Source organism: Oceanobacillus limi (assembly GCF_900111445.1).
Lineage (GTDB): Bacteria > Bacillota > Bacilli > Bacillales > Amphibacillaceae > Ornithinibacillus > Ornithinibacillus limi.
The window spans coordinates 15,574-35,369 of the sequence record NZ_FOHE01000015.1 but is presented as its reverse complement, the minus strand read 5'-3'; the positions used below and the strand labels follow the sequence as shown (position 1 = coordinate 35,369).

Here is a 19,796-nt window from a genome sequence, read left to right as displayed (position 1 = left end):
TAAAAATCTAAAAATCCGTACATCCTTAACAATTGCAGGATGAGATAGAAAAATAACTCTCTACAAACTAAGGATTTACGACGCGTTGAATAAATTGACTTGTACGCTCATGTTTCGGGTGCTTCAATACTTGGCTAGGTGGTCCCTGCTCGATAATTTGACCCTGATCCATAAAAATAATTGAATCTGAGACTTGTTCGGCAAATTTTAACTCATGCGTAACAATCACCATCGTCCACCCTTCTTTAGCTAGATCCTTTATTACTTTTAGAACATCCCCTACCAGTTCTGGGTCTAAAGCAGACGTTGGTTCATCAAAAAGCATTAATTCTGGTTCAATTGCAAGTGCCCGGGCAATTCCCACTCGTTGTTGCTGCCCGCCAGATAACTGATGAGGGTAAAGATTCATCTTATCTGCTAATCCTACTTTGTGAAGTAAAGATTCTGCTAGTTCTAATACTTCATTCTTATTTCTATTTTGTACGATTAGAGGTCCCTCAGTTACGTTTTGTAAAGCCGTCTTATGAGGAAATAGGTTATAAGATTGAAAAACCATTCCTGCCTTTCGACTCAACTCCATCAATTTTTTCTTCTTTAATTTATTTCCAAATGCTATTTCAAAGCCATCATGAAATGCTAGAACCCCTTCATCCGGAATTTCAAGTGCATTCAGACAACGTAGTAATGTCGTTTTCCCTGAACCTGAAGGGCCAATAATCGTGATGATGTTTCCTTCATCAATCGTTATATTGATTGTTTTTAACACGTCTAATTCTCCAAATGACTTTGATAAACCTTTTACTGATAAGAACATGAGGATTCCTCCTTTAACGAGCCACATAACGGTTGAGACGATTTTCGATTTGGTCTTGAATAATCGAAAGCACAAAACAAATAACCCAGTATAATATTGCTGCTTCCACATAAAGAAGCATAAAATCATACGTTCGTGCTGCTATCTCCTGTGCCTTACGAAATAATTCCGTCACCAAAATAAGCGATGCAAGTGATGTATCTTTTACTAAACTAATAAAAGTATTGGATAAAGGAGGAATGGATACACGGGTTGCCTGAGGTAAAATAATTCTCCTCAGTGACTGGGAATAACTCATGCCTATTGTTTGTGCCGCCTCCCATTGTCCTTTAGGAATCGATGCGATGGAGGCTCGAATAATCTCCGAACCATAAGCTCCTACATTTAAAGAAAAGGCAATGATTGCGCTAGGAAAGGGGTCAATCGTTAATCCAATACTCCCTAGACCAAAAAAGATAATAAATAGTTGAACGAGCAATGGGGTACCCCGGATAGCGGAAACATACACACGTGCTGGAACCGTTAGGATTTTCGTTTTTGCTAATCTCATCAGCGCTGTTAGCAGTGCGATAACGATCCCAATTGCAAATGAGATTAACGTAAGAGGAATGGTATATTTAATTCCACCCTGAATCATAGGGAGAAGGGAGTTTTTGAATAACTCCCATCCTGTCATATCACCTGTTACGGCGAAAACGATATTATTCAGAAACATCTTCACCAAACCACTTTTCAGAGATCTCTGCCAATGTTCCATCTTCTTTCATCGCTTCTAGTTGATCATTGAATGCCTCCACGAGTTCTTCATTGTCTTTTCGAAAAGCGAAAGCATTCTCTGAAGCATCATCTGAACGTGCAACGATTTTAATACCAGCATCTGGCTGTGCTTGCATATAATCAAGCACAGCCAATCGATCGTTTACCGTTACATCAACACGTCCCTGTTTCATCAACTCAATAGCTTGTGCTAGCCCTTCTACCCCAACTAACTCTGCACCATGCTCCTCGGCTATTTCACCATAGTTACTTGTTAGGGACTGGGCCGAATTCTTTCCTTCTAAGTCCTCAAATGACTTGATGTCTGTGTTATCTTCTGGTACAACAACGACTGCAGATGATATCGTATAAGGCACTGAAAAATCATAATTTGCTAATCGATCTTCCCTAATACCTACTTGATTTGCTATCACATCGAAACGACCGGAGTTTAACCCTGCAAACATGGAATCCCATTGCGTTTCCATAAAATCTACTTCTATCCCTATACGATTTGTTACTTCCTGGATAACTTCCACATCATACCCGGTTAACTCATCTTCCTCATTATGAAAGGTAAACGGTGCATAAGTACCTTCTGTCCCAACAGAGATGACACCTTCATCCATTATTTTTTCATATAGGTTTACCGGTTCATCTGTGTCGACATTTCCCTCGTTCTTTGCGTTATCCTCGGCATTTTCTGAATCCGTTCCACATGCACCTACTATTAATGTAAGAGCAAAGATCCAAATTATCTTTTTCATTAAAATGATGCCACCTTTTCTACTTAATTCTTAATCCTATTTTTTAAATAAATGAAAGAATTATTCATAGAAAAGGGAGTATAGCCAAAGACATAAGCCATTACCCTATGATATTAAACAGCTTTCCGCTGAAAGTATAAATATCCACAAATGAAGAAAATCAAAAATGATCCACCAACAACCGTTAATAATTGATCCCAAGGAATAAAAAATACATCCTCCGTATTTCCACCAATATACATCATTGAAAAAGGTTGTGCCCATGGATAATAGGGCCCAAAGCGATCAGAATTTATTGCCAATATAGCAGGTAATGTAAAACATACATTGACGGCAAACGGTGCAGCGAAGCTTTTCCACATAATAGAAATTCCTAGCTGTAATGCTACTAGTGGAAAAGTTGCGATCCAGCCTCCTAAAATGCTTTTCCACACAATAACCATCGGAAATGGATCTGTTATCCCATGGACTATCCCTACTACGAAAACGGAACCTAAATAAAGGATCTGCATTCCTAAGATAACAGTTACTAACAAAAGATACTTCGCAATAAAAACCTTTCCCCGGGTAACAGGCATAGCTAGCAACTGTTTCCAACCACCTGCTTGATGCTCATATCGGCAAATCATACTTGCAAAAACTCCAGTAATAAGGGGCAAAAATAAGAGAGCATAGTTTAAATTCATCGATAGCAATGCTAGGTGCCATTTGTTTATCGCTTCACCTGGTAACAAATTTATATCGACGACAAGGCCGATTAACAAACCAGCAATTGGTCCGGCAAATAATAGGAATATTGCTTTTGATTTTTGCAGTTTATACCACTCTGATCCAAGGATTCCTATCATCTACTTCACATCCCTTCGCATAAAGTCAACCATGCCAATTACATATAATATTGCTCCAAAGGTTAAACCAAACAGCACATTAATCATTGGTTCATTCCATTGGTTTAATAGCGATGGCCATTTCCATATCATCCAATCTGGTAGGACATAGGCAGAATAACTTAATATCACTCCAAACACTCCAACTGTTATAGGAATGCCTTGGTTCTTGCTAACGGTCGCAACCCAAAGCTGCAATGCTAAAACAGGCAATGAAGCTAGAAATGGGTATATACTGTATTTCAATAATTCTAAATACGGTATCTCATCTCCCAAATTAAGAAAAACACCATAGCTTAAGGAAAATAACGCTAGTAAAATACTAGATAAGAATAGCAGCATCACTAGCACTGTAAATTTTGATAAATAAATAGCCATTTTGGAAACGGGCAATGCTGTCAATTGCTTCCAACCATTGGTTTCATTTTCAATACTAGCCATAAAAGAAGTTAATATCGCTATACCTAGGATCAGGGCGAAAGGAGAAAAAGCACTGACATTCGAGATGTAATAAGCCCAATCATCGTCACTCTGTTGCAAAAGATACGCTTTCCGCACTCCATAATTCACCATTTGTAAAGCGACAACACCAAAAGGACCTAGAAACGTTAAAAACCAAATACCTTTCCGTTTTATCTTTAATACATCTTGGGCGACTAACTTTCCAATCATAGCGATTTCTCCTCTGTTGTCATTTCTAGGAAAATCCCTTCTAATGACCCCTTTTCTTCTTCCACTCGATAAATAGAAAAATCGTTATGAACGAGACTCCTGACTGCTTGCGCTACTTTCTCATCCGATTTTTCTTTTAGTGAAATCATTCCATTATGAAGCTCTGCTTTAATTCCCGCTGCAACTAAGGATTGCCATGCATGCTCACGATCACTTACCGATAGTAAGACTTTTTGTTTGGAATACTCTCGCATTCTTTCGATCGTGTCTTGAAAAATTAAATGTCCCTTGTTTAGTACACCAACCGTTGTTGCAATTTGATCAATTTCGGATAACAAATGACTCGAAATCAAAATTGTTATTCCCCTTTCCGCAGGCAGACGTTTAATTAGATTTCTTATTTCAATAATCCCAGACGGATCCAAGCCATTTGTCGGTTCATCTAAGATAAGTAATTCTGGATTGTGTAATAAGGCAGATGCAATTCCTAGTCGTTGTTTCATGCCGAGAGAAAAACCCTTTACTTTTTTATTCCCTACATCTGATAAGCGAACAAGCTCTAAGACTTCAGTAATGCTGCTTTTGGGTATGCCATAAACCTTGCGTAAAGCTTCTAAATTTTCATAAGCGGTCAAATGTGGATAATAGGATGGGTTCTCGACTAAAGATCCCACTTTTTTTAGAATGTTTAATCGATCTTCGTTTAAGAACTTCTGGAAAACTTGAACAGAACCAAATGACGGTTTCATTAGACCTAATAGCATTCGTATTGTCGTAGTTTTGCCGGCTCCATTCGGACCTAAAAATCCATAAATCTCACCTTTAGGTATTCTCATATCTACCCGATCTACCGCGATTTCTTTTCCAAATCGTTTCGTTAGCTGATTTGTCTCTACTATATATTCCATTTTTCTCACCTCACCATCAATCATACAAAATGAAGGTTAAGAAAATGGTATATGAAAGTTTAAATTTTGTTTAAAAAAACAGCTGCATATTATTCGAACACAGCTGTCTAGCAAAACAAAATTGTGATTAAATTTATATCTAGCAAATTCGATTTTTAGCTCATTTCATATGCAGAACAATTTCCCCCGCTGCGACTTCACCAGTCTTCACAAACCCTACGCTTTCATACAAACGGATAGCCAATTCATTTTCTGGTTCGGTGGAGATTCGTAGATCAACATTTCCGAATTTGTTGCTGAAGTAATCAAAGAACTTTTGTAAAGAAGTCCTTCCATACCCTTTATTTTGGAACTTCTTATCGATCATGAACCGTTCAATCCACCAAGAATCCAAACAATAATCTTCATCAGCTGGGTAATAGCAATACATAATGAATCCGATCATATCCTCATTTAGGTAAATTGCATAGGGATATTTCTCCCCTTGTTCATAGTTGGCCTCTAGTAAGGACCACCAATTAGGAGCTACAAACTCTTTTGGTGATCAGAGACTGTTAAATGAACGCATTGCTTATAGTTGTATTTATCAACCTTTTGAAAATAAATATCCATTCCTAGTTCCCCCTATTAAAAGTCATTCAGCTAATTATAATGCAAGAATAGTAGTGAAGGAATTCATTTCCTACGAATTTTAATCGTCTATCTACTCCGCTTTATACGTATAGTCGTACCTTTTTCGTTGCTATCAATATCCCACTCTAAATTCATCTCCTTCACCATCATATCAACGATCGAAAGTCCTATTCCGATCCCTTTTTCATATGAAGGATGATTCATTCCTGCTCCTCGATCACTTATAATAATTACATCATAATGCTCGGTAGTCTTCGTTTTCACAGAGATATAGTTACCAGATTTTGCATGACGGAGGACATTTTGGAATAGATTATCTAAGATCCTACCAAACCACAGTGGGTCTACTACCCATTTTGCATCGTTTATTGGGGCGAGATTCACGTCAATCCCAAAATTTGCCTCTTCAAAAGAGGGATACCATGTTGCCAAAGACTCACGAACAAAACGAATGATATCTATTTTCTTTGGTTCAAACGTATATTTACTAGCTGATAATAATGTATAGGACATTAAATTATCGATAAGTCGAGCCGTGTTATAAATCGATGAATCGATTGCTTGAAGCGCGTTTTTTCCATCTGTTGATAAGTCTTCTTGCTTAAGTGAATCGGATTGTGCACGAATCTTTGTGAGCGGCGTTCTTAAATCATGTGATAGGTTAGCAATTAATTCTCTACGTAATTGTTCTTCTTCCTTCTCACGTCTTTTACTATCCCTTAGCTCGGTTACCATTTGGTTGAATGTATTTTCCAGTTGGCCAATTTCATCTTTTTTCATTATATTAACTTCAATTGGTAATCCGTCAGTATCTCGCAGCTCCATCGCTTCCTGCAATTGCAATAACCGTTTGCGAATCCCCCTAAAAAATAAGAAAGAAACAACAATAAATAAGAAAATAATAACAACAACACCAATAGTCAAGAGGGACCCATATTTATCATAGATGTCCACTATTGGTGGGTTAAATGCGGATCTCGGCATCTCTGTGACGATAAAGCCCTGTTCTTTATTCGTGCCAACAAATGCAATGACCGTAAAAGGGTCTCCCCCATACCTTTCTTTGATAAACTCAACTGCAAAAGTAGATGTCCACTCCTGTGGCAACGCTTCTTCAACATTCTTTTCCAGAATTAACTTCCCATTCTCGTCGATCCAAAACATAGAAGCCTCTGTATATTTCTCACTCCACTTAGAAAAATGCTCAGACATTTCCTCCTTGGAAACGTTTTTCATGTTACTTGCTGCTTCATGCCATTCTTGTTCCACCTCTTCCTCACTAAACTTTTCATCAAGAGGAGGATGACCTGCTAAATTCATGCCGACAATATTTACTAGAGCTAGCATAAAGTACGTTAGCTGCAAAAGTATTAATGCCATAAAAATAATAAGCATATATTTTGCGAGTAAAGATCTTAAAAACCTCTTCATAACTTCACCCGGTATCCAATTCCGCGAATTGTTTCAATAATAGTTGGTTTTGCTGGGTTTAATTCTATTTTTTCTCGTAAATAACGAATATGTACCATCAATGTCTTATCTCCCTCTAAAAACGTTTCTCCCCACACACTCTCATATAGTTGTTCTTTTGTTAGTATCTGGTTTAAATGTCTTATAAAATAAAAGAATAGATGATACTGTTTCCCAGTTAGTAAGATTTCTTCATTTGTTTGTTTATGTACGATCCGCATATCCTTCGAGTAAACCCTTAGATGCCGAATATCTAATATATCATTTCGCTTTTGAAACCTTCTCAATAGCACTTCAATACGTGCAGCCAATTCATCTGGGTGAAATGGTTTTGTAAGATAATCCTCTGCAAAATCAAGCCCTTCGATTTTATCCTCTACAGCTGTGCGAGCAGAAAGCATCAATATTGGTAATTCCTCTTTTTCCTTTTTGATTCGTCTACCAAGCGAAAATCCGTCCAACCCTGGTAACATGATGTCTAATATCACAATGTCAACCATGGAAATATAACTATCGATTTTATTACCAGAAGGTAACCAAATTACCTCATAACCCCGATCTGTCAAATCCTTCGTAATCCATTCTCCAATTTCACCATCATCCTCAACATACAATACACGTACCAAACATATTCCCCCTCCCTATACAACCTATCCAATATCATTCTATCATAAGAGGTGCCAGGCACTTGTCGAATTTTCGACAAGTGCCTGGCACCAATAATATACGATTTCATGGTTAAAGTGTTCTTCTGTTGGAAAAACTGGTAATTATACTATTGGAGAGGCTCTGTGACAATGTATTTGATTATTGTAGTCGTTGTGTATATTATATTTTCTATTCTTTTTGTGGATTGGAAGCAATGGAAAAGCTATTATCCTACAGTCCAGTATTTTATTCTTTGCAACTTACTCTATAATTTTGTCTTTTATAACCACACCCTATGGAAATACGAAGCGATAACAGTAAGTTGGTTAAATCATACACTCATCGACATTACGTTTACATTTATCATTGTACCAGTAGTCATCATGATCTATTTAAGATATTATCCCACTGGTAGAAAGCAGTTTCTTTATATGGCAATTTGGATCGCGTATTTTACCGTCATCGAATATCTCTTTTATAGAAAGGGATTATTTATTTACGAGAACGGCTGGAATCCGTTTTGGTCATGTATTTTTAACATCATCCTTTTTACGTTCGTAAAAATTCATTATAAAAATGCATTACTTGCTATTATTTTATCGATCCCAACTATAATTATCTTGCTCCTATTTTTTCATCCCTCTATTTCGGAGCTTAAATAATGAAAGATGGTGAACGAATGAGCAACAGCGAATTTTCTACGCCCATGTTCTTTGTCATATTATTTTCCATTTATATTTTCATGGGAATTTATCTATATAACCGTAATAAGCATAAATAATTTACGTGGCTAACTTGAACTCGGATCAATATACGAGGCGTAAAAATCTTTAGAAGGAAAGGGTAAAAGTGATGATCCCAAATTATGTATGGTATCTTGGATTGTTACTAGTTAGTCTTATAGCTTTCGTCATCGTACTAATGAAAACGAAGCGTAAGAAGCAAATCATTCAAACATATTTCTTCATCTTCGGATCATCTTATTTCGTTGATTTCGTTGTACTAATTCTTTTCAATGGCTACGAATATAAACCACATTTCATTGATTCCCTTTGGATCGATTCCACATTAGGATCTATATTTTCCCAAGGAATTGCTGTTCCAATTGCATCGATCGTAATAGCAGGCTTTCATTTAAGGTGGAAGGCTATCCTTACTACTACTATATTATTTTTGGGAATTGAAGGGCTTTTTTTATACTTAGGTATCTACGAGCACCATTGGTGGAAGGTATGGTATACAGGGCTGTTGCTCCCAATAGGATTTTATTTGGCAAAGTTCTGGTATCAGTTACTTATTAACCCATCAAAGCAAGTCAAATTTGTTACCATATATATGACATTAGTTGGTTATAGTACGACACTAAAGTTTTTTCTCGTTCTACTACTTACATCTCATTTTTATTCAGTAGGTTGGTTTAATGATCAAGTAAGAGATCACTTAGCGGCAAATGCGTTATATATCTTTATTTATATGATCTTCGTTACCACAGTTATTGTTTTGAAATTTAATTGGAGATGGATTATTGGCATATTAAGCTTCGAGGTATTACTAGATTATTTTTTCATTCAGATTGGTATACTAAAGCTAGCTGCCCATTGGGGTATCCATTATTTTGTTCTCCTTCTCATCATCACGTTAATCCTATTCAGAAAGCTGTATGTAAATTGGTTTCCTAAAAAAGTAGAACCATAAGAACGTAACTATAAGAAAAAGTCCCATGGAAAATTGACAGTGTACCAAGATACATGATGATTCTCTACCATTGGGACTTTTTATTGGTTTATGCTATTTTTCACGCAACAGAAATTGTATCTATACTTTCTTCCCTTTCATAAGATGTCTTCTATCACTTGCTAATGGCGGTTGTTCTAACCACCCTTTGTTAATCATTAAGTTCGCACCGTCCTCTGCAAACCTCGCCAGTTCTGCTGTAAGCGCAGTGTATTTACCTGCCAGGTCTCTTCTCGTATTAACACTAAAAGCCGAACCATAAAATGCAATGGAGACTTGGGATGACAATTGAACTTGATACATCATTAATTTATCTGAAAATGGTGGTTCTGTTGAGTCTGTTATAAATGACTGCCATGACATGGGAGAATTGAGCTTTTCTTCCCGAAAAATACTTTCAAATTCATCAATATGTTTATTCGAGATTTTCACCCCACGATTGATATAGTTTCGCACCTTTTTCGATTGAGCAACTTGACTAAAGCCAACCTTCATTGCTACATGTAAGTGCATTTTATTCATGTTAAATGTTATATCACCAATTTCCATCGCAGTTAGCGGGCGCCGTTCTCCAAACCAACCAGTTAGAAAACTTTGCTCCTTCACAAAGTCTACTGATTTTGGTGGTGTTAATGTCGGTGGTCGCGTATAAATCCCTTTCGATAACATCGTATCTATCGTTTGATCGAAGAGCTGCATTGTTTCTTGATTACATTCGATATAATATTTACGTAAATCGTTGCGAATGGAAGTACTAACCGATAATCCGTATCCAGTCAGACCTTGTAAAGTCATGATATATAGATAATTAAGATAAAATGGATCTTGAAAAAGTCGGGGTGCATTTAGATTTACATCTTCTTCTGAAAACCCCTGAGGCACCGGGTAGTTTTCTCCCTCAAAAAAACCTCTAATTTTCTCTACATGGACTTTGGAAAGTTCTAAAGCTTTTTCATAAAGTGGTCTGATGTCTTTGTCTTCTATATGTATTAATGCATAGTTGAAGAAACAGGTGGACATCGTATCAAACATATATTGCGTCCATAGACTTGCCATTTCTGATGCTGATAATGGTATATTCCTATTTTTCTCCATAAGCCTCTCCTTCTTTTTATTGGTTTTATCGTTTGACGTTTTACTATTTTTTATTCGAATAATAAAGCATTACGATTATGGAATAATAAATGTCAGCTATTTAAAGGAGGAAACAGAACAAAATATGCCAATGAACAAGATGCTAGAAAATATTTTTCAAAAGAGACCGAGCTAGAAAAAAGTTTTATCAAGGAGCTTATCGAGATTCTTTTATAGGACGGTATACACGTACCTGCCCCATCTGGTGAGAATGCACCGCGCTCTACCGTTACTCTTTTTCCGATAAAATGATGATGTATTGCACGAGTCTTTTTTGTAGTTTTGCAATGGGAGGAAACTTTATCGGCACTTCCTTTCGCTTTCGTAACGATTTATCCAGTAGATTCAGCATCATTATGAAGGATGTATTTGAATATGCCCACGAGAAGGAGCTAAAGTAATACGGGAGGATGGAGGAGCAACCGCAAATAGAAGAAGCTACAAACTGAAGAAATAACGACAAAGCCTTCGATCGGTGCCAGGCACCTGTCGAAGGCTAAGAAAGGGGAAGTCAGAACGAATTATCAACCTTCTATAGCAAATTAGTTATTTTCTAAGAAATTTTCTACGATTTTATTAAACTTCTGACTATGTTCCCAAAACATCATATGCGCGCCAAGAACCTCTATTTGCGAATGAGGAGTTAACCTTCTTACATACGCTGTTGCGACCTCAGCCCAATGCTCGGCAACTATGGTAAGTGTATCCACCTTGTCACTAGCTATTTTTGCTTCTTCTCTATAATCGGCAAACATTCCAGAAGCAAATAAATTACCTGCAACATAATATGGAGTTTTCAGCGACTCTCCTACAAGCCAAGTTAACTCATCCTGATCTAGTTCTTTTTGGATCATTACGTTACGAATATAATCTGTGATAAAGTCTCGTTGTCCTTGAGGATTACGTAGGAAATTATTATATATTGCTGCAATATCATCCAAATGCCCTTCAACCCAATCCCCATCATCAACAGATAAAGATTTGGGGGGCATATCAACAAAAATTAACTTGTTTATATTATCTATACCCTTTTGTTTCACATATTCCCAAATTGTTAAGCATCCAAAGGACCAACCTACAAGTGTAGGATTTTTTACATCCAACTCTTGAAGAACTTTGGCCAAATCCGTTCCATGGGTAACGTAATCATTTCCTTGAAGCGTTAATGAGGATTTCCCATGACTTCTTGGGTCAATTACAATAACACGATGAGATTTTGAAAAATAGCTAACCTGTTTCGTGAAAACCTCAGTTGTAAATGTAAATCCTGGTATAAATACGATCGGTTCCCCATTTCCTACATCCTCCACATACAATTCTACCCCAGGGTCTACTTCTATATAGTTACCTGCTTTACTATACATTCTTCTCACCCCTCCTTTAAAGATCAAATAATTTAACTCTATTTATATTCCAGGAAACAAGGATAAATTCATGAGAAAAATCGACAGGTGCCAATCGACAGGTGCCTGGCACCTGTCGATTGAGGTGGAGATATTAGGATTGTATGTCTATGGTTATTTGAACCTTAAACAGGTCACCATCTACTGTAATATCTAATGCTCCTCCGTGTAAGTCAATGATTGATTTTGCTATGGCTAAGCCCAATCCTGACCCGTCCGTATGACGAGATTCGTCACCTCGTTTGAACCGTTCAAATAATTCATCAATATCCTCACTAAGCTCATATTCCGATATATTCTTAAATGTAATTTTTATTTCATGATTTTCTACCCCAATATCAATATAGGCCCTTGTATGTGGCAATGAATACTTTAAGATGTTTCCGATTAAATTATCAAACACACGCCATAACTTTTGGCCGTCAACACAGGCTTCAATGGATTCCTCTGGTTTGGAAACGCGAAACTGTATGGTTGATTCTTGAATCATTTCATCGTATTCCGCAAGTGATTGCTGTAGCAATTGAACAATATCTACTTTTTCTTTTGTCAACTCAATATTCCCACTAGCCATTTTAGATGCCTCAAACAAATCATCAATTAATACTTTCAACCGTTTCGATTTCCGATCAACTATTTCAATATACGAACGCCGCTCATCATCGGTTAAGTCCGGCTTTTTTAATAGATCTGAATACGTCATAATGGATGTTAACGGTGTTCGTAAATCATGACTTACATTCGTAATCAATTCTGTCTTCAGCCGTTCACTCTTTGCCTGGGCTTGCTGTGAAGTTCTTACACCATGTTTCATTTTATTAATATCTGTCGCAAGCTGAGCCAATGCCGACTTCCCTTTTATCTTTATATCTGATTCAGCACTTCCTTCGGCAACAGCGTTCGTGTGACGGACGATCCTATTAAAAAAGCCAACCCGACGCACGACCATAAAGAACAAAGGAATCCCAATAAACAAATAACTCGGGATTACGAAGGCAAGTATTTCCCCATCAACTGCTACAAGGCCTGTTCCAACTCCTAAAAAAAATACGAATACGAACGCAAGAAAAAACTGAGTGCCTACTTTTCTATTTAGGAATGCATCCCTTAGCGCTTGCAACAAACGCATGAACAAAGCATTTTTCCAATCTTCTTGGAAAGCTGAAAAATCATTAACCCTTCGATAAAAATAAACACCTTGAAGTAATGTTAATGCAAGCAAAATTGTCGTATATAGCCATTGATAAATGATAGCTCTAATAAAGAAAATCTCATCTAAATAGTAAATGTGACTTGCTCCAACGGAAAAATTCATCATAACAATTATGGTGACTCCAAATAGTAAAACTGCTACGTCGAGTGGAATTCTATTATAAAATTCCTGCCATTTTTCCGGGACCATTTTAGTAAGCAATTTATGCCTGTTTTCCAGGATGAAGCTAGCAATTAGTGCAATTATTGCTCCAGCCGTATAGATCCAAAAAATAACTAGTTGAAATCGATCATCGTAAACACCATGAAACCATGCGGATAAAACACCACTAACCCCATAAGCCGTTATCACAAGCCATGTTACGATCCCTATCTTACTTTTCCATTTTGTATCCAATTCCCCATACCACCTTTAAATACCTCGGATTTTTTGGATCGACTTCTATCTTTTCACGAATCTTACGAATATGAACAGCAACTGTATTCTCTGAATTATAAGCGGGCTCATTCCATACGCTTTCATAGATTTGAGAAATGGAAAATACACGACCAGCATTCACCATCAATAATTCGGTAATTTTGTATTCGATTGGTGTTAACTTAATCGTCCTTCCATCAACGGCTACCTCTTTAGCTTCTTGGTCAATTGTAAGCCCGTTTAAATTAATTACTTTATTTTTCCCCTCAAAGTGCCCAAGTGTCATATATCTTCGGAGTTGTGACTTCACTCTTGCGATTAGTTCTAACGAATTAAATGGTTTGGTAATGTAGTCATCTGCTCCGACTTGCAAACCTAATATTTTATCTGTATCCTCACTTTTTGCACTTAAGATGATGATTGGAATATTTTTATTTTCCCGAATTTTAAAGGTCGTTTGAATTCCATCCAACTTTGGCATCATAATATCAAGCAAGATGAGATGTATCTCATGCTCGTTTAAAATCTCTATAGCTTCTAATCCATCTTGTGCTTTTAAAACAATCAACCCTTCATTTTTTAGATAGATTTCAATACCATCACGAATTTCTTTATCATCATCTACGATTAACACAACTGAATGATCCATTGAACCCCTCCTTTCAACCGTATGTTCCAAGTATAAGGAACCATTCTTAATATAAAGGTAGGATAATTATGAAGAATTTCTTAATATTCACCGATAAAAGGCTGAAGACTACAAAACTCACTCTGACACAAATTATACACGGTTACAGAAGTGCCTGTCACTTGTCCATTTACACATTCCTTTTTCTCACAAGTACAAAAATGTTACGCACACAGCCCTCGCTCACCTTAATTAATTATGAAAAATGTGCTCCTAGTATAATCGCTTTAAGATAGGATCCATTAAAAAAAGTAATCACCCCCCTATCAAAAGGATGATTACTTCTCTGACTACACAAGATTCTATTTTCTCCGCTCTACCATATTTATGCCTACTCCCATACTCACAACACCGATTAATAACATGATAACAAGAGGTAATGTTATGTCACTCCAACCTGCGTCATGAATAGCCACATGCAATACAGCATCCATCGCATGCGTCAACGGAAATAAATCCGCTATAAATTGTAGAAACACATTGCTTATCGTTCCAGGTGGCATATAGACACCACTAATGATCGGGATTATTGGTATAACGGAACTAAAAACCATATTAAATTGCTCTGGTGTTCGAAGTATTCCTGTAAACAGCATGGCAACGCTTACCATACTTACGATATATACTGCAACAATTACTAATATCATGCTGAAGTTTCCTAGATCATAGCCCATTACATACTTAAAAATAAGAAAAACGATTAGTGTTTGGAAAAAGCCAATACAAAAACTATAGCAAAGATGTCCCGAGTACATGCTTGTTTTGCTTACAGATGAAAGGATCATTCGATTCCAAATCCCATTTACTTTATCAGCTGTGATCCCATTTACCTTAAAACCAATGGTAAACATCACGATAAAGAGCGTAAAACCAAACAATAGCTGAATCCCCATATCATGCTTGGAAACATCAGCTTCATTTAATGTCTGTGTTTGTACCTGTAGTGGTGGATCTTCCATGTACTCCTCTATATCTGATCTTAATTCATCGGTATTCTCGTTGCCTGCCGCTGCTACAAGCTGTGCCTCCTTACGAAACACCTCCTGAACCTGTTGTTCAACAAGTAAAATTTGTGGCATATAGGAAGAAGTGACCAAGCGATAATCATTTTCCATAACATGAATCGCAACATCACGTCTTCCTTCAATAACATCTTCCCTCGCCTTGTCTTCTTCTGTTATTACAAACGTACTTGACTCATTTTTATTTAATAAATTTTCCCACTTATTTTCGATTTCCTTCGCACTTGGCCCACTACTAAAAATGGCAACTTCTGTGTTGCTTTCTATCGTGCTATTTCCAAAAATAAGTGTTGCTGCAATGCTCGCGACAATAAATAAAATAATTGTTACAGGATTCCGTTTGTCTTTTCTCAATTGCGCTTTAAATACTGGGAACATTACATTCTCCCCCTTTTAGGAAATAGAAATAGGCCGATGAATAGACAAATCATAAAAAAGCTTACTAATAATATAATTGGTACAAGTAGGTCTGTAGGTGAACTGTATTGAACCCACTTTAACAGCGTAGTTTGTGTTAATCCATTCGGAGTCCATTCGCCAACTTTTTTTATCCACTCCGGAAGAAAATCAATTGGGAAGAAGTTTCCGCCTATGACCCCCATAACCATGATGACGATCATGAAAATTCCATTTGACAAATCGGGATCATTTAGGCGTAACGTTATTGGTGTAAACAATGCAGCCAACCCTGCTACAGCAATTGAAAATGCAGTGATAACAATAAAAATTCCTAGCAAGTATTCCGACGTTTCACCTGAAAATATGTCCAATAACAGATGCGTAGCTACCAGTGTAATGATCAACTGTATCCATGTTAACCCAAAGGTAGAGATTACTTTTCCCATTAAAAAGTCAAACGGCTTACTATTGGTCAACATAATACGATGAAAGACTCGTTCTCTTTTTTCCGTGACGGTTTTAGCAGTAAGCGTTGAAGCCGTGAATAACGCAAACAGTGTACCAATCGCAAAAGTAAAATAATCTGCCATCGTATAAGGGTCCACCCCGTCAATGACTTCTCTGCCTCCCTGAGGTAAATTTGGTTCACTCATAGCAGTTCCTGAAACTTGACCGAGCGCAAACTGAAAATTCAACGTGTTTAAGTAGTTAGAAACCATACTCTGTAGCGCACCTGCTTCTGTTGACTCTTCTTTAATTTCAATGATTAATTCCTTGTCAGTTGTTTCATCTAGTAACATGGAGGACAACACACTGTACGTAAACCCTTCTGGTATATTGATTAACGCATCTAGATCACCTTTTTCAACTAAATTCGTTGCCTCTTGTGCCTCTAACTTTTGAATACTAATGAATTCTTCTAATTCAGGATCGCTAAAAAAAGTATTTAATAACTCCGTTGGTGATAAAAGCTGTGCTTTTTTAAGAATTGATTCTTTATCGGATGTAGAAATATCCAGATCATGAACTCGTTCTTCAAACTTTTCGAAACCTAAAGATTCATTGTCATCTTGAACAAGAGCAACATTCAGATGAATCGAATCCGTTTCACCATTTAAGAACCCTGAGAATGCAAAGTTCAAAACCACAATAAGAACGATAGGAAGTAATAAGGCTACAAGGATTTCTTTTCTGTCTCTCCAAAATACTAATAGATCTTTTTTTAAAAATGAAAGCATATTGTTTCCTCCTTAATCTCGCAATGTTTTACCCGTTAAATGTAAGAAAACATCTTCGAGACTTGGTGTTTCCATTTGATAGTGGGTAACTTGAATACCTTCTTTTTCTGCAGCTAGTACGATTGCACTTAAGATGTTCGCATCCCTCTTCGAAATGATACGTATACCTTCATTTGTTTCTTCCACATGACGCACATGATCAAGGAGCCTAATCGTATCGATAATATGGTCACTTGTCTCACTTAGTTGCACTTGTACCGTAAGTTCACTTGATAAAATACTTAATAACTCTGTTTTACTACCTGAAGCAATCACCTTACCATGGTCCATAATGTAAACACGATTACATAACTGCTCCACTTCTTCCATATAATGACTAGTATAAAGAACCGTTGTTCCATGCGATTCATTTAGCTCCCTTACAGTCTCTAGAATACGATTCCTTGATTGTGGATCAATACCAACGGTTGGTTCATCTAAAATCAAAACTTGTGGTTTGTGCATTAAAGCAGCAGCAATGTTAATTCTCCGCTTCATTCCACCTGAAAAAGTTTTTATTAGCTCTTTTTGTCTTTCTTTTAGACCAACCATTTCAAGCACTTCTTGGATTCGATTTTCAAGGACACCTTTTTTCACTTTATAGATTTCACCAAAAAATTTCAGGTTTTCATACGCTGAAAGTTCTTCGTATAAGGCAATTTCTTGGGGTACTACACCAATTACATCTCTAATTTCTGAAGGGTTTCTTACAATGCTTTTCCCACCCAGTTTGATGTCCCCAGAAGTTGGCTTTAATAAGGAGGAAATCATTGATATCGTAGTAGATTTCCCAGCTCCATTGGGCCCCAATAGACCTACTGATTCTCCTTGCTCTAAGTACATATCAATTCCATCAACCACTTTTTTATCTTTAAAATTTTTACTAAGGTTTATTGTTTCGAGCATTTTTTCGCACTCCTTCAATTGAATTACTCTAAGCATACAAAAAAAGAAACAGTGTCACCACTGTCTCTAGTCACGACATTCCTAAATATACATTACTTCAATCACTTTTTTATACAAGATTATGTCGGATCGCATAGATGGCTAATTGTGTCCGATCCCTAAGTTCCAATTTATTTAAAATTTGACTTGTATTATTTTTCACCGTACCTACTGAGATCGCAAGCCTTTCCGCAATTTCATTATTGCTAAGTCCCTCCCCAATACATGTTAAAATATCTCTTTCACGTGAAGTTAAAGAAGGATCTGCTTCCTGACGTTCTTCCCGATTTAACAATAATGGCATTACTTTCGCTGCTACTTTGTCTTCGATCGATAAACCGCCGCGTAATGCACTTCTAATGGAGCGAAGCAATGATTCTGTGTCAGCGTTTTTAAGTATATAGCCACTTACTCCGATCCGCAGTGCCTCCATGACATACTGGTTATCATCGAAGGTCGTTAACACTAATACCTTTGTGTTTGGCCAACGAGATTGAATGACTTTTGCTGCTTCTAGTCCATCCATGACAGGCATACGAATGTCTAGTATCGCGATATCAAACATTTGATTTTCGCACAGGGAAACTGCTTCCTTGCCATTGTCCGCTTCCCCTGTTATTCGAAATTCTTCATCTGTTTCAATCATCATCTTTAATCCCTGCCTCACCATTATCTGGTCTTCTGCAAGTAGTATCCGAATCATTTTATTCCCCTCTATCCATTATTTTTAAATACCCACTAACAATGAATTGATCCTTTGTTTTATATATTTCAAGATCGCCACCATGTTGTTCTAAGCGTTTGCGCATGGCACCTAGACCAAATCCTTCTTGAAACCGGTTTGTATTAGATATGGAATTACTTACTTCAAAGCGAAAAATACTTCCACCTGGTGCTTCAAACAGTATTTCTACTTCTCTCGCATTACTATGCTTCATTATATTCGTCAACGCTTCTTGAACAGAACGATAAATGATAAATGACTGCTCCCCATTTAAAGGTGCGGTGAATGCACCATGTTTGACCGAAAAATGAATTCGCAATATACTCTCCATCTCTAACTTTCGTATTAAACGTAATATCCCTTGAAGACCACCAGAATCATTGGTTTTGAGTGATTTAACAGCACTTCGTGTTTCCTCTAAACTTTGGTTCGCTAGCTCTTTTAAATTTTCAACTTCATCTTTATGCTCTTCCGTCGTGTTTAATCGAAACATTTCTAATTGCATGAGGAGAGCAGTTAGCTTATGTCCTACTGAATCATGAATTTCATGAGCAATTAACATACGCTCCTCTTGACGCGTAATGTCCTCCTCTGAAACTACTCTTCTTTTTAAATTACGATATTCACTAAGTAATGCTTGATACCTAGCATCTAAGTCATCTGTTCGATCTTTCATCTTCTTATAAAACACCATCGCCATGATGAAGAATAGGAGGTAGATTAGTAGAAAGATTTGTATTGCGGGAAGAATATCCATCGTGAAAATGGTAAGAAGTAACATGCACGAAATGCTTGCAGTTGTTATCATACTAGGAATGAATGACAAACGATAGACCACTTCCGCAATTAATAAAGAGTGAATCAAAATGATGTATGGATTAAAGCTGCTATCTGGTTCCGGATATAATGTAAAAACAGCAATGAGAGCATTTAAGATTTGTACAATTGAAAAAGTTACAGGCCTACGCACAAGTAAAGGTAAAATAAAAAATCCAATAAAATATAAAGCCACACCCAATAAACGTAACGTCATTTCACTAAAAGGTTTATCAAAATACGCCATGGAAAATACCCAAGCAATTACATAAATAAAAAACCAAATCCAATAAGAAAACCTCACACAAGTCCCCCTCCCTCCTACTAAGCAGCAACAACATTATAACGAATAAAACCTACTAGTGCCATTCTAGTGCCATACTAGTGCCAGGCACCTGTAGACAACAGTTGATTTTATTGACTATTACCTCGTTTTTTCTGTGCCAGGCACTTGTTCAAGGTATGAAAA

The 19,796-nt window shown here is 37.0% G+C and carries 21 protein-coding genes; 3 read left to right on the top strand and 18 right to left on the bottom strand.

Annotated elements, in window-relative coordinates:
* Positions 1 to 67 precede the first annotated feature (67 nt).
* From BMX40_RS14645 to BMX40_RS14605, 9 genes are all read right to left on the bottom strand, one after another.
* Positions 68 to 814 carry an amino acid ABC transporter ATP-binding protein gene (locus BMX40_RS14645; RefSeq protein ID WP_090871227.1) on the bottom strand — a complete coding sequence of 249 codons (747 nt, stop codon included), beginning with the start codon at positions 812 to 814 and terminating at the stop codon, positions 68 to 70.
* Between the two features lie 13 nt (positions 815 to 827).
* Positions 828 to 1,529 carry an amino acid ABC transporter permease gene (locus BMX40_RS14640; RefSeq protein ID WP_090871225.1) on the bottom strand — a complete coding sequence of 234 codons (702 nt, stop codon included), beginning with the start codon at positions 1,527 to 1,529 and terminating at the stop codon, positions 828 to 830.
* A complete protein-coding gene (locus BMX40_RS14635; protein ID WP_090871223.1) occupies positions 1,516 to 2,337 on the bottom strand; it encodes an amino acid ABC transporter substrate-binding protein in 822 nt (273 codons plus the stop codon). Before BMX40_RS14635 ends, BMX40_RS14640 begins: the two co-directional genes overlap by 14 nt.
* 113 nt (positions 2,338 to 2,450) lie before the next feature.
* Positions 2,451 to 3,185 (bottom strand): ABC transporter permease, encoded by a 735-nt coding sequence (locus BMX40_RS14630; RefSeq protein WP_090871222.1) that lies wholly within the window; start codon positions 3,183 to 3,185, stop codon positions 2,451 to 2,453.
* A complete protein-coding gene (locus tag BMX40_RS14625; protein ID WP_090871220.1) occupies positions 3,186 to 3,896 on the bottom strand; it encodes an ABC transporter permease in 711 nt (236 codons plus the stop codon).
* A complete protein-coding gene (locus tag BMX40_RS14620; protein WP_090871218.1) occupies positions 3,893 to 4,804 on the bottom strand; it encodes an ABC transporter ATP-binding protein in 912 nt (303 codons plus the stop codon). The genes BMX40_RS14625 and BMX40_RS14620 overlap by 4 nt, the downstream gene beginning before the upstream one ends.
* Before the next feature lie 160 nt (positions 4,805 to 4,964).
* Positions 4,965 to 5,249, bottom strand: a complete 285-nt coding sequence (locus tag BMX40_RS20700; protein ID WP_244513585.1) for a GNAT family N-acetyltransferase — start codon at positions 5,247 to 5,249, stop codon at positions 4,965 to 4,967.
* A 254-nt stretch (positions 5,250 to 5,503) separates the two neighbouring features.
* Positions 5,504 to 6,868, bottom strand: a complete 1,365-nt coding sequence (locus BMX40_RS14610; protein ID WP_090871216.1) for a sensor histidine kinase — start codon at positions 6,866 to 6,868, stop codon at positions 5,504 to 5,506.
* The gene (locus BMX40_RS14605; RefSeq protein WP_090871214.1) at positions 6,865 to 7,533 is read right to left on the bottom strand and encodes a response regulator transcription factor; all 669 of its coding nucleotides are present in this window, start codon (positions 7,531 to 7,533) and stop codon (positions 6,865 to 6,867) included. Before BMX40_RS14605 ends, BMX40_RS14610 begins: the two co-directional genes overlap by 4 nt.
* A 171-nt stretch (positions 7,534 to 7,704) precedes the next feature.
* Here BMX40_RS14605 and BMX40_RS14600 point away from each other — a divergent pair, with 171 nt between their 5' ends.
* Both BMX40_RS14600 and BMX40_RS14595 read left to right on the top strand, forming a co-directional pair.
* A complete protein-coding gene (locus BMX40_RS14600) occupies positions 7,705 to 8,217 on the top strand; it encodes a CBO0543 family protein (protein ID WP_090871307.1) in 513 nt (170 codons plus the stop codon).
* Positions 8,218 to 8,404: 187 nt separating this feature from the next.
* On the top strand, positions 8,405 to 9,250 hold the full coding sequence (locus tag BMX40_RS14595) for a hypothetical protein (protein ID WP_211753629.1): 846 nt from the start codon (positions 8,405 to 8,407) through the stop codon (positions 9,248 to 9,250).
* Between the two features lie 120 nt (positions 9,251 to 9,370).
* Here the strand turns inward: BMX40_RS14595 and BMX40_RS14590 are convergent, their stop codons facing one another.
* On the bottom strand, positions 9,371 to 10,384 hold the full coding sequence (locus tag BMX40_RS14590) for a DUF3231 family protein (protein WP_090871209.1): 1,014 nt from the start codon (positions 10,382 to 10,384) through the stop codon (positions 9,371 to 9,373).
* A gap of 287 nt (positions 10,385 to 10,671) precedes the next feature.
* Between BMX40_RS14590 and BMX40_RS20955 the strand changes: the two genes are divergently transcribed.
* Positions 10,672 to 10,824 carry a YvdQ family spore coat protein gene (locus BMX40_RS20955; RefSeq protein WP_139177950.1) on the top strand — a complete coding sequence of 51 codons (153 nt, stop codon included), beginning with the start codon at positions 10,672 to 10,674 and terminating at the stop codon, positions 10,822 to 10,824.
* A 141-nt stretch (positions 10,825 to 10,965) separates the two neighbouring features.
* Here BMX40_RS20955 and BMX40_RS14585 read toward each other — a convergent pair whose 3' ends face one another.
* From BMX40_RS14585 to BMX40_RS14550, 8 genes are all read right to left on the bottom strand, one after another.
* A complete protein-coding gene (locus tag BMX40_RS14585) occupies positions 10,966 to 11,787 on the bottom strand; it encodes an alpha/beta fold hydrolase (protein ID WP_090871207.1) in 822 nt (273 codons plus the stop codon).
* A gap of 133 nt (positions 11,788 to 11,920) precedes the next feature.
* The gene (locus BMX40_RS14580) at positions 11,921 to 13,435 is read right to left on the bottom strand and encodes a sensor histidine kinase (protein ID WP_090871205.1); all 1,515 of its coding nucleotides are present in this window, start codon (positions 13,433 to 13,435) and stop codon (positions 11,921 to 11,923) included.
* A complete protein-coding gene (locus BMX40_RS14575; RefSeq protein ID WP_090871203.1) occupies positions 13,413 to 14,105 on the bottom strand; it encodes a response regulator transcription factor in 693 nt (230 codons plus the stop codon). Before BMX40_RS14575 ends, BMX40_RS14580 begins: the two co-directional genes overlap by 23 nt.
* A gap of 341 nt (positions 14,106 to 14,446) precedes the next feature.
* On the bottom strand, positions 14,447 to 15,544 hold the full coding sequence (locus tag BMX40_RS14570) for an ABC transporter permease (RefSeq protein WP_090871201.1): 1,098 nt from the start codon (positions 15,542 to 15,544) through the stop codon (positions 14,447 to 14,449).
* Positions 15,544 to 16,803, bottom strand: coding sequence for an ABC transporter permease (locus tag BMX40_RS14565; protein WP_090871199.1), 1,260 nt, complete (start codon positions 16,801 to 16,803; stop codon positions 15,544 to 15,546). The genes BMX40_RS14570 and BMX40_RS14565 overlap by 1 nt, the downstream gene beginning before the upstream one ends.
* Before the next feature lie 12 nt (positions 16,804 to 16,815).
* On the bottom strand, positions 16,816 to 17,748 hold the full coding sequence (locus BMX40_RS14560; RefSeq protein ID WP_090871197.1) for an ABC transporter ATP-binding protein: 933 nt from the start codon (positions 17,746 to 17,748) through the stop codon (positions 16,816 to 16,818).
* Between the two features lie 109 nt (positions 17,749 to 17,857).
* Positions 17,858 to 18,490, bottom strand: a complete 633-nt coding sequence (locus tag BMX40_RS14555; protein ID WP_090871195.1) for a response regulator — start codon at positions 18,488 to 18,490, stop codon at positions 17,858 to 17,860.
* A gap of 1 nt (position 18,491) precedes the next feature.
* Positions 18,492 to 19,631: a sensor histidine kinase gene (locus BMX40_RS14550; protein WP_244513580.1), complete on the bottom strand. Its 1,140-nt coding sequence runs from the start codon at positions 19,629 to 19,631 to the stop codon at positions 18,492 to 18,494.
* Positions 19,632 to 19,796 lie beyond the last annotated feature (165 nt).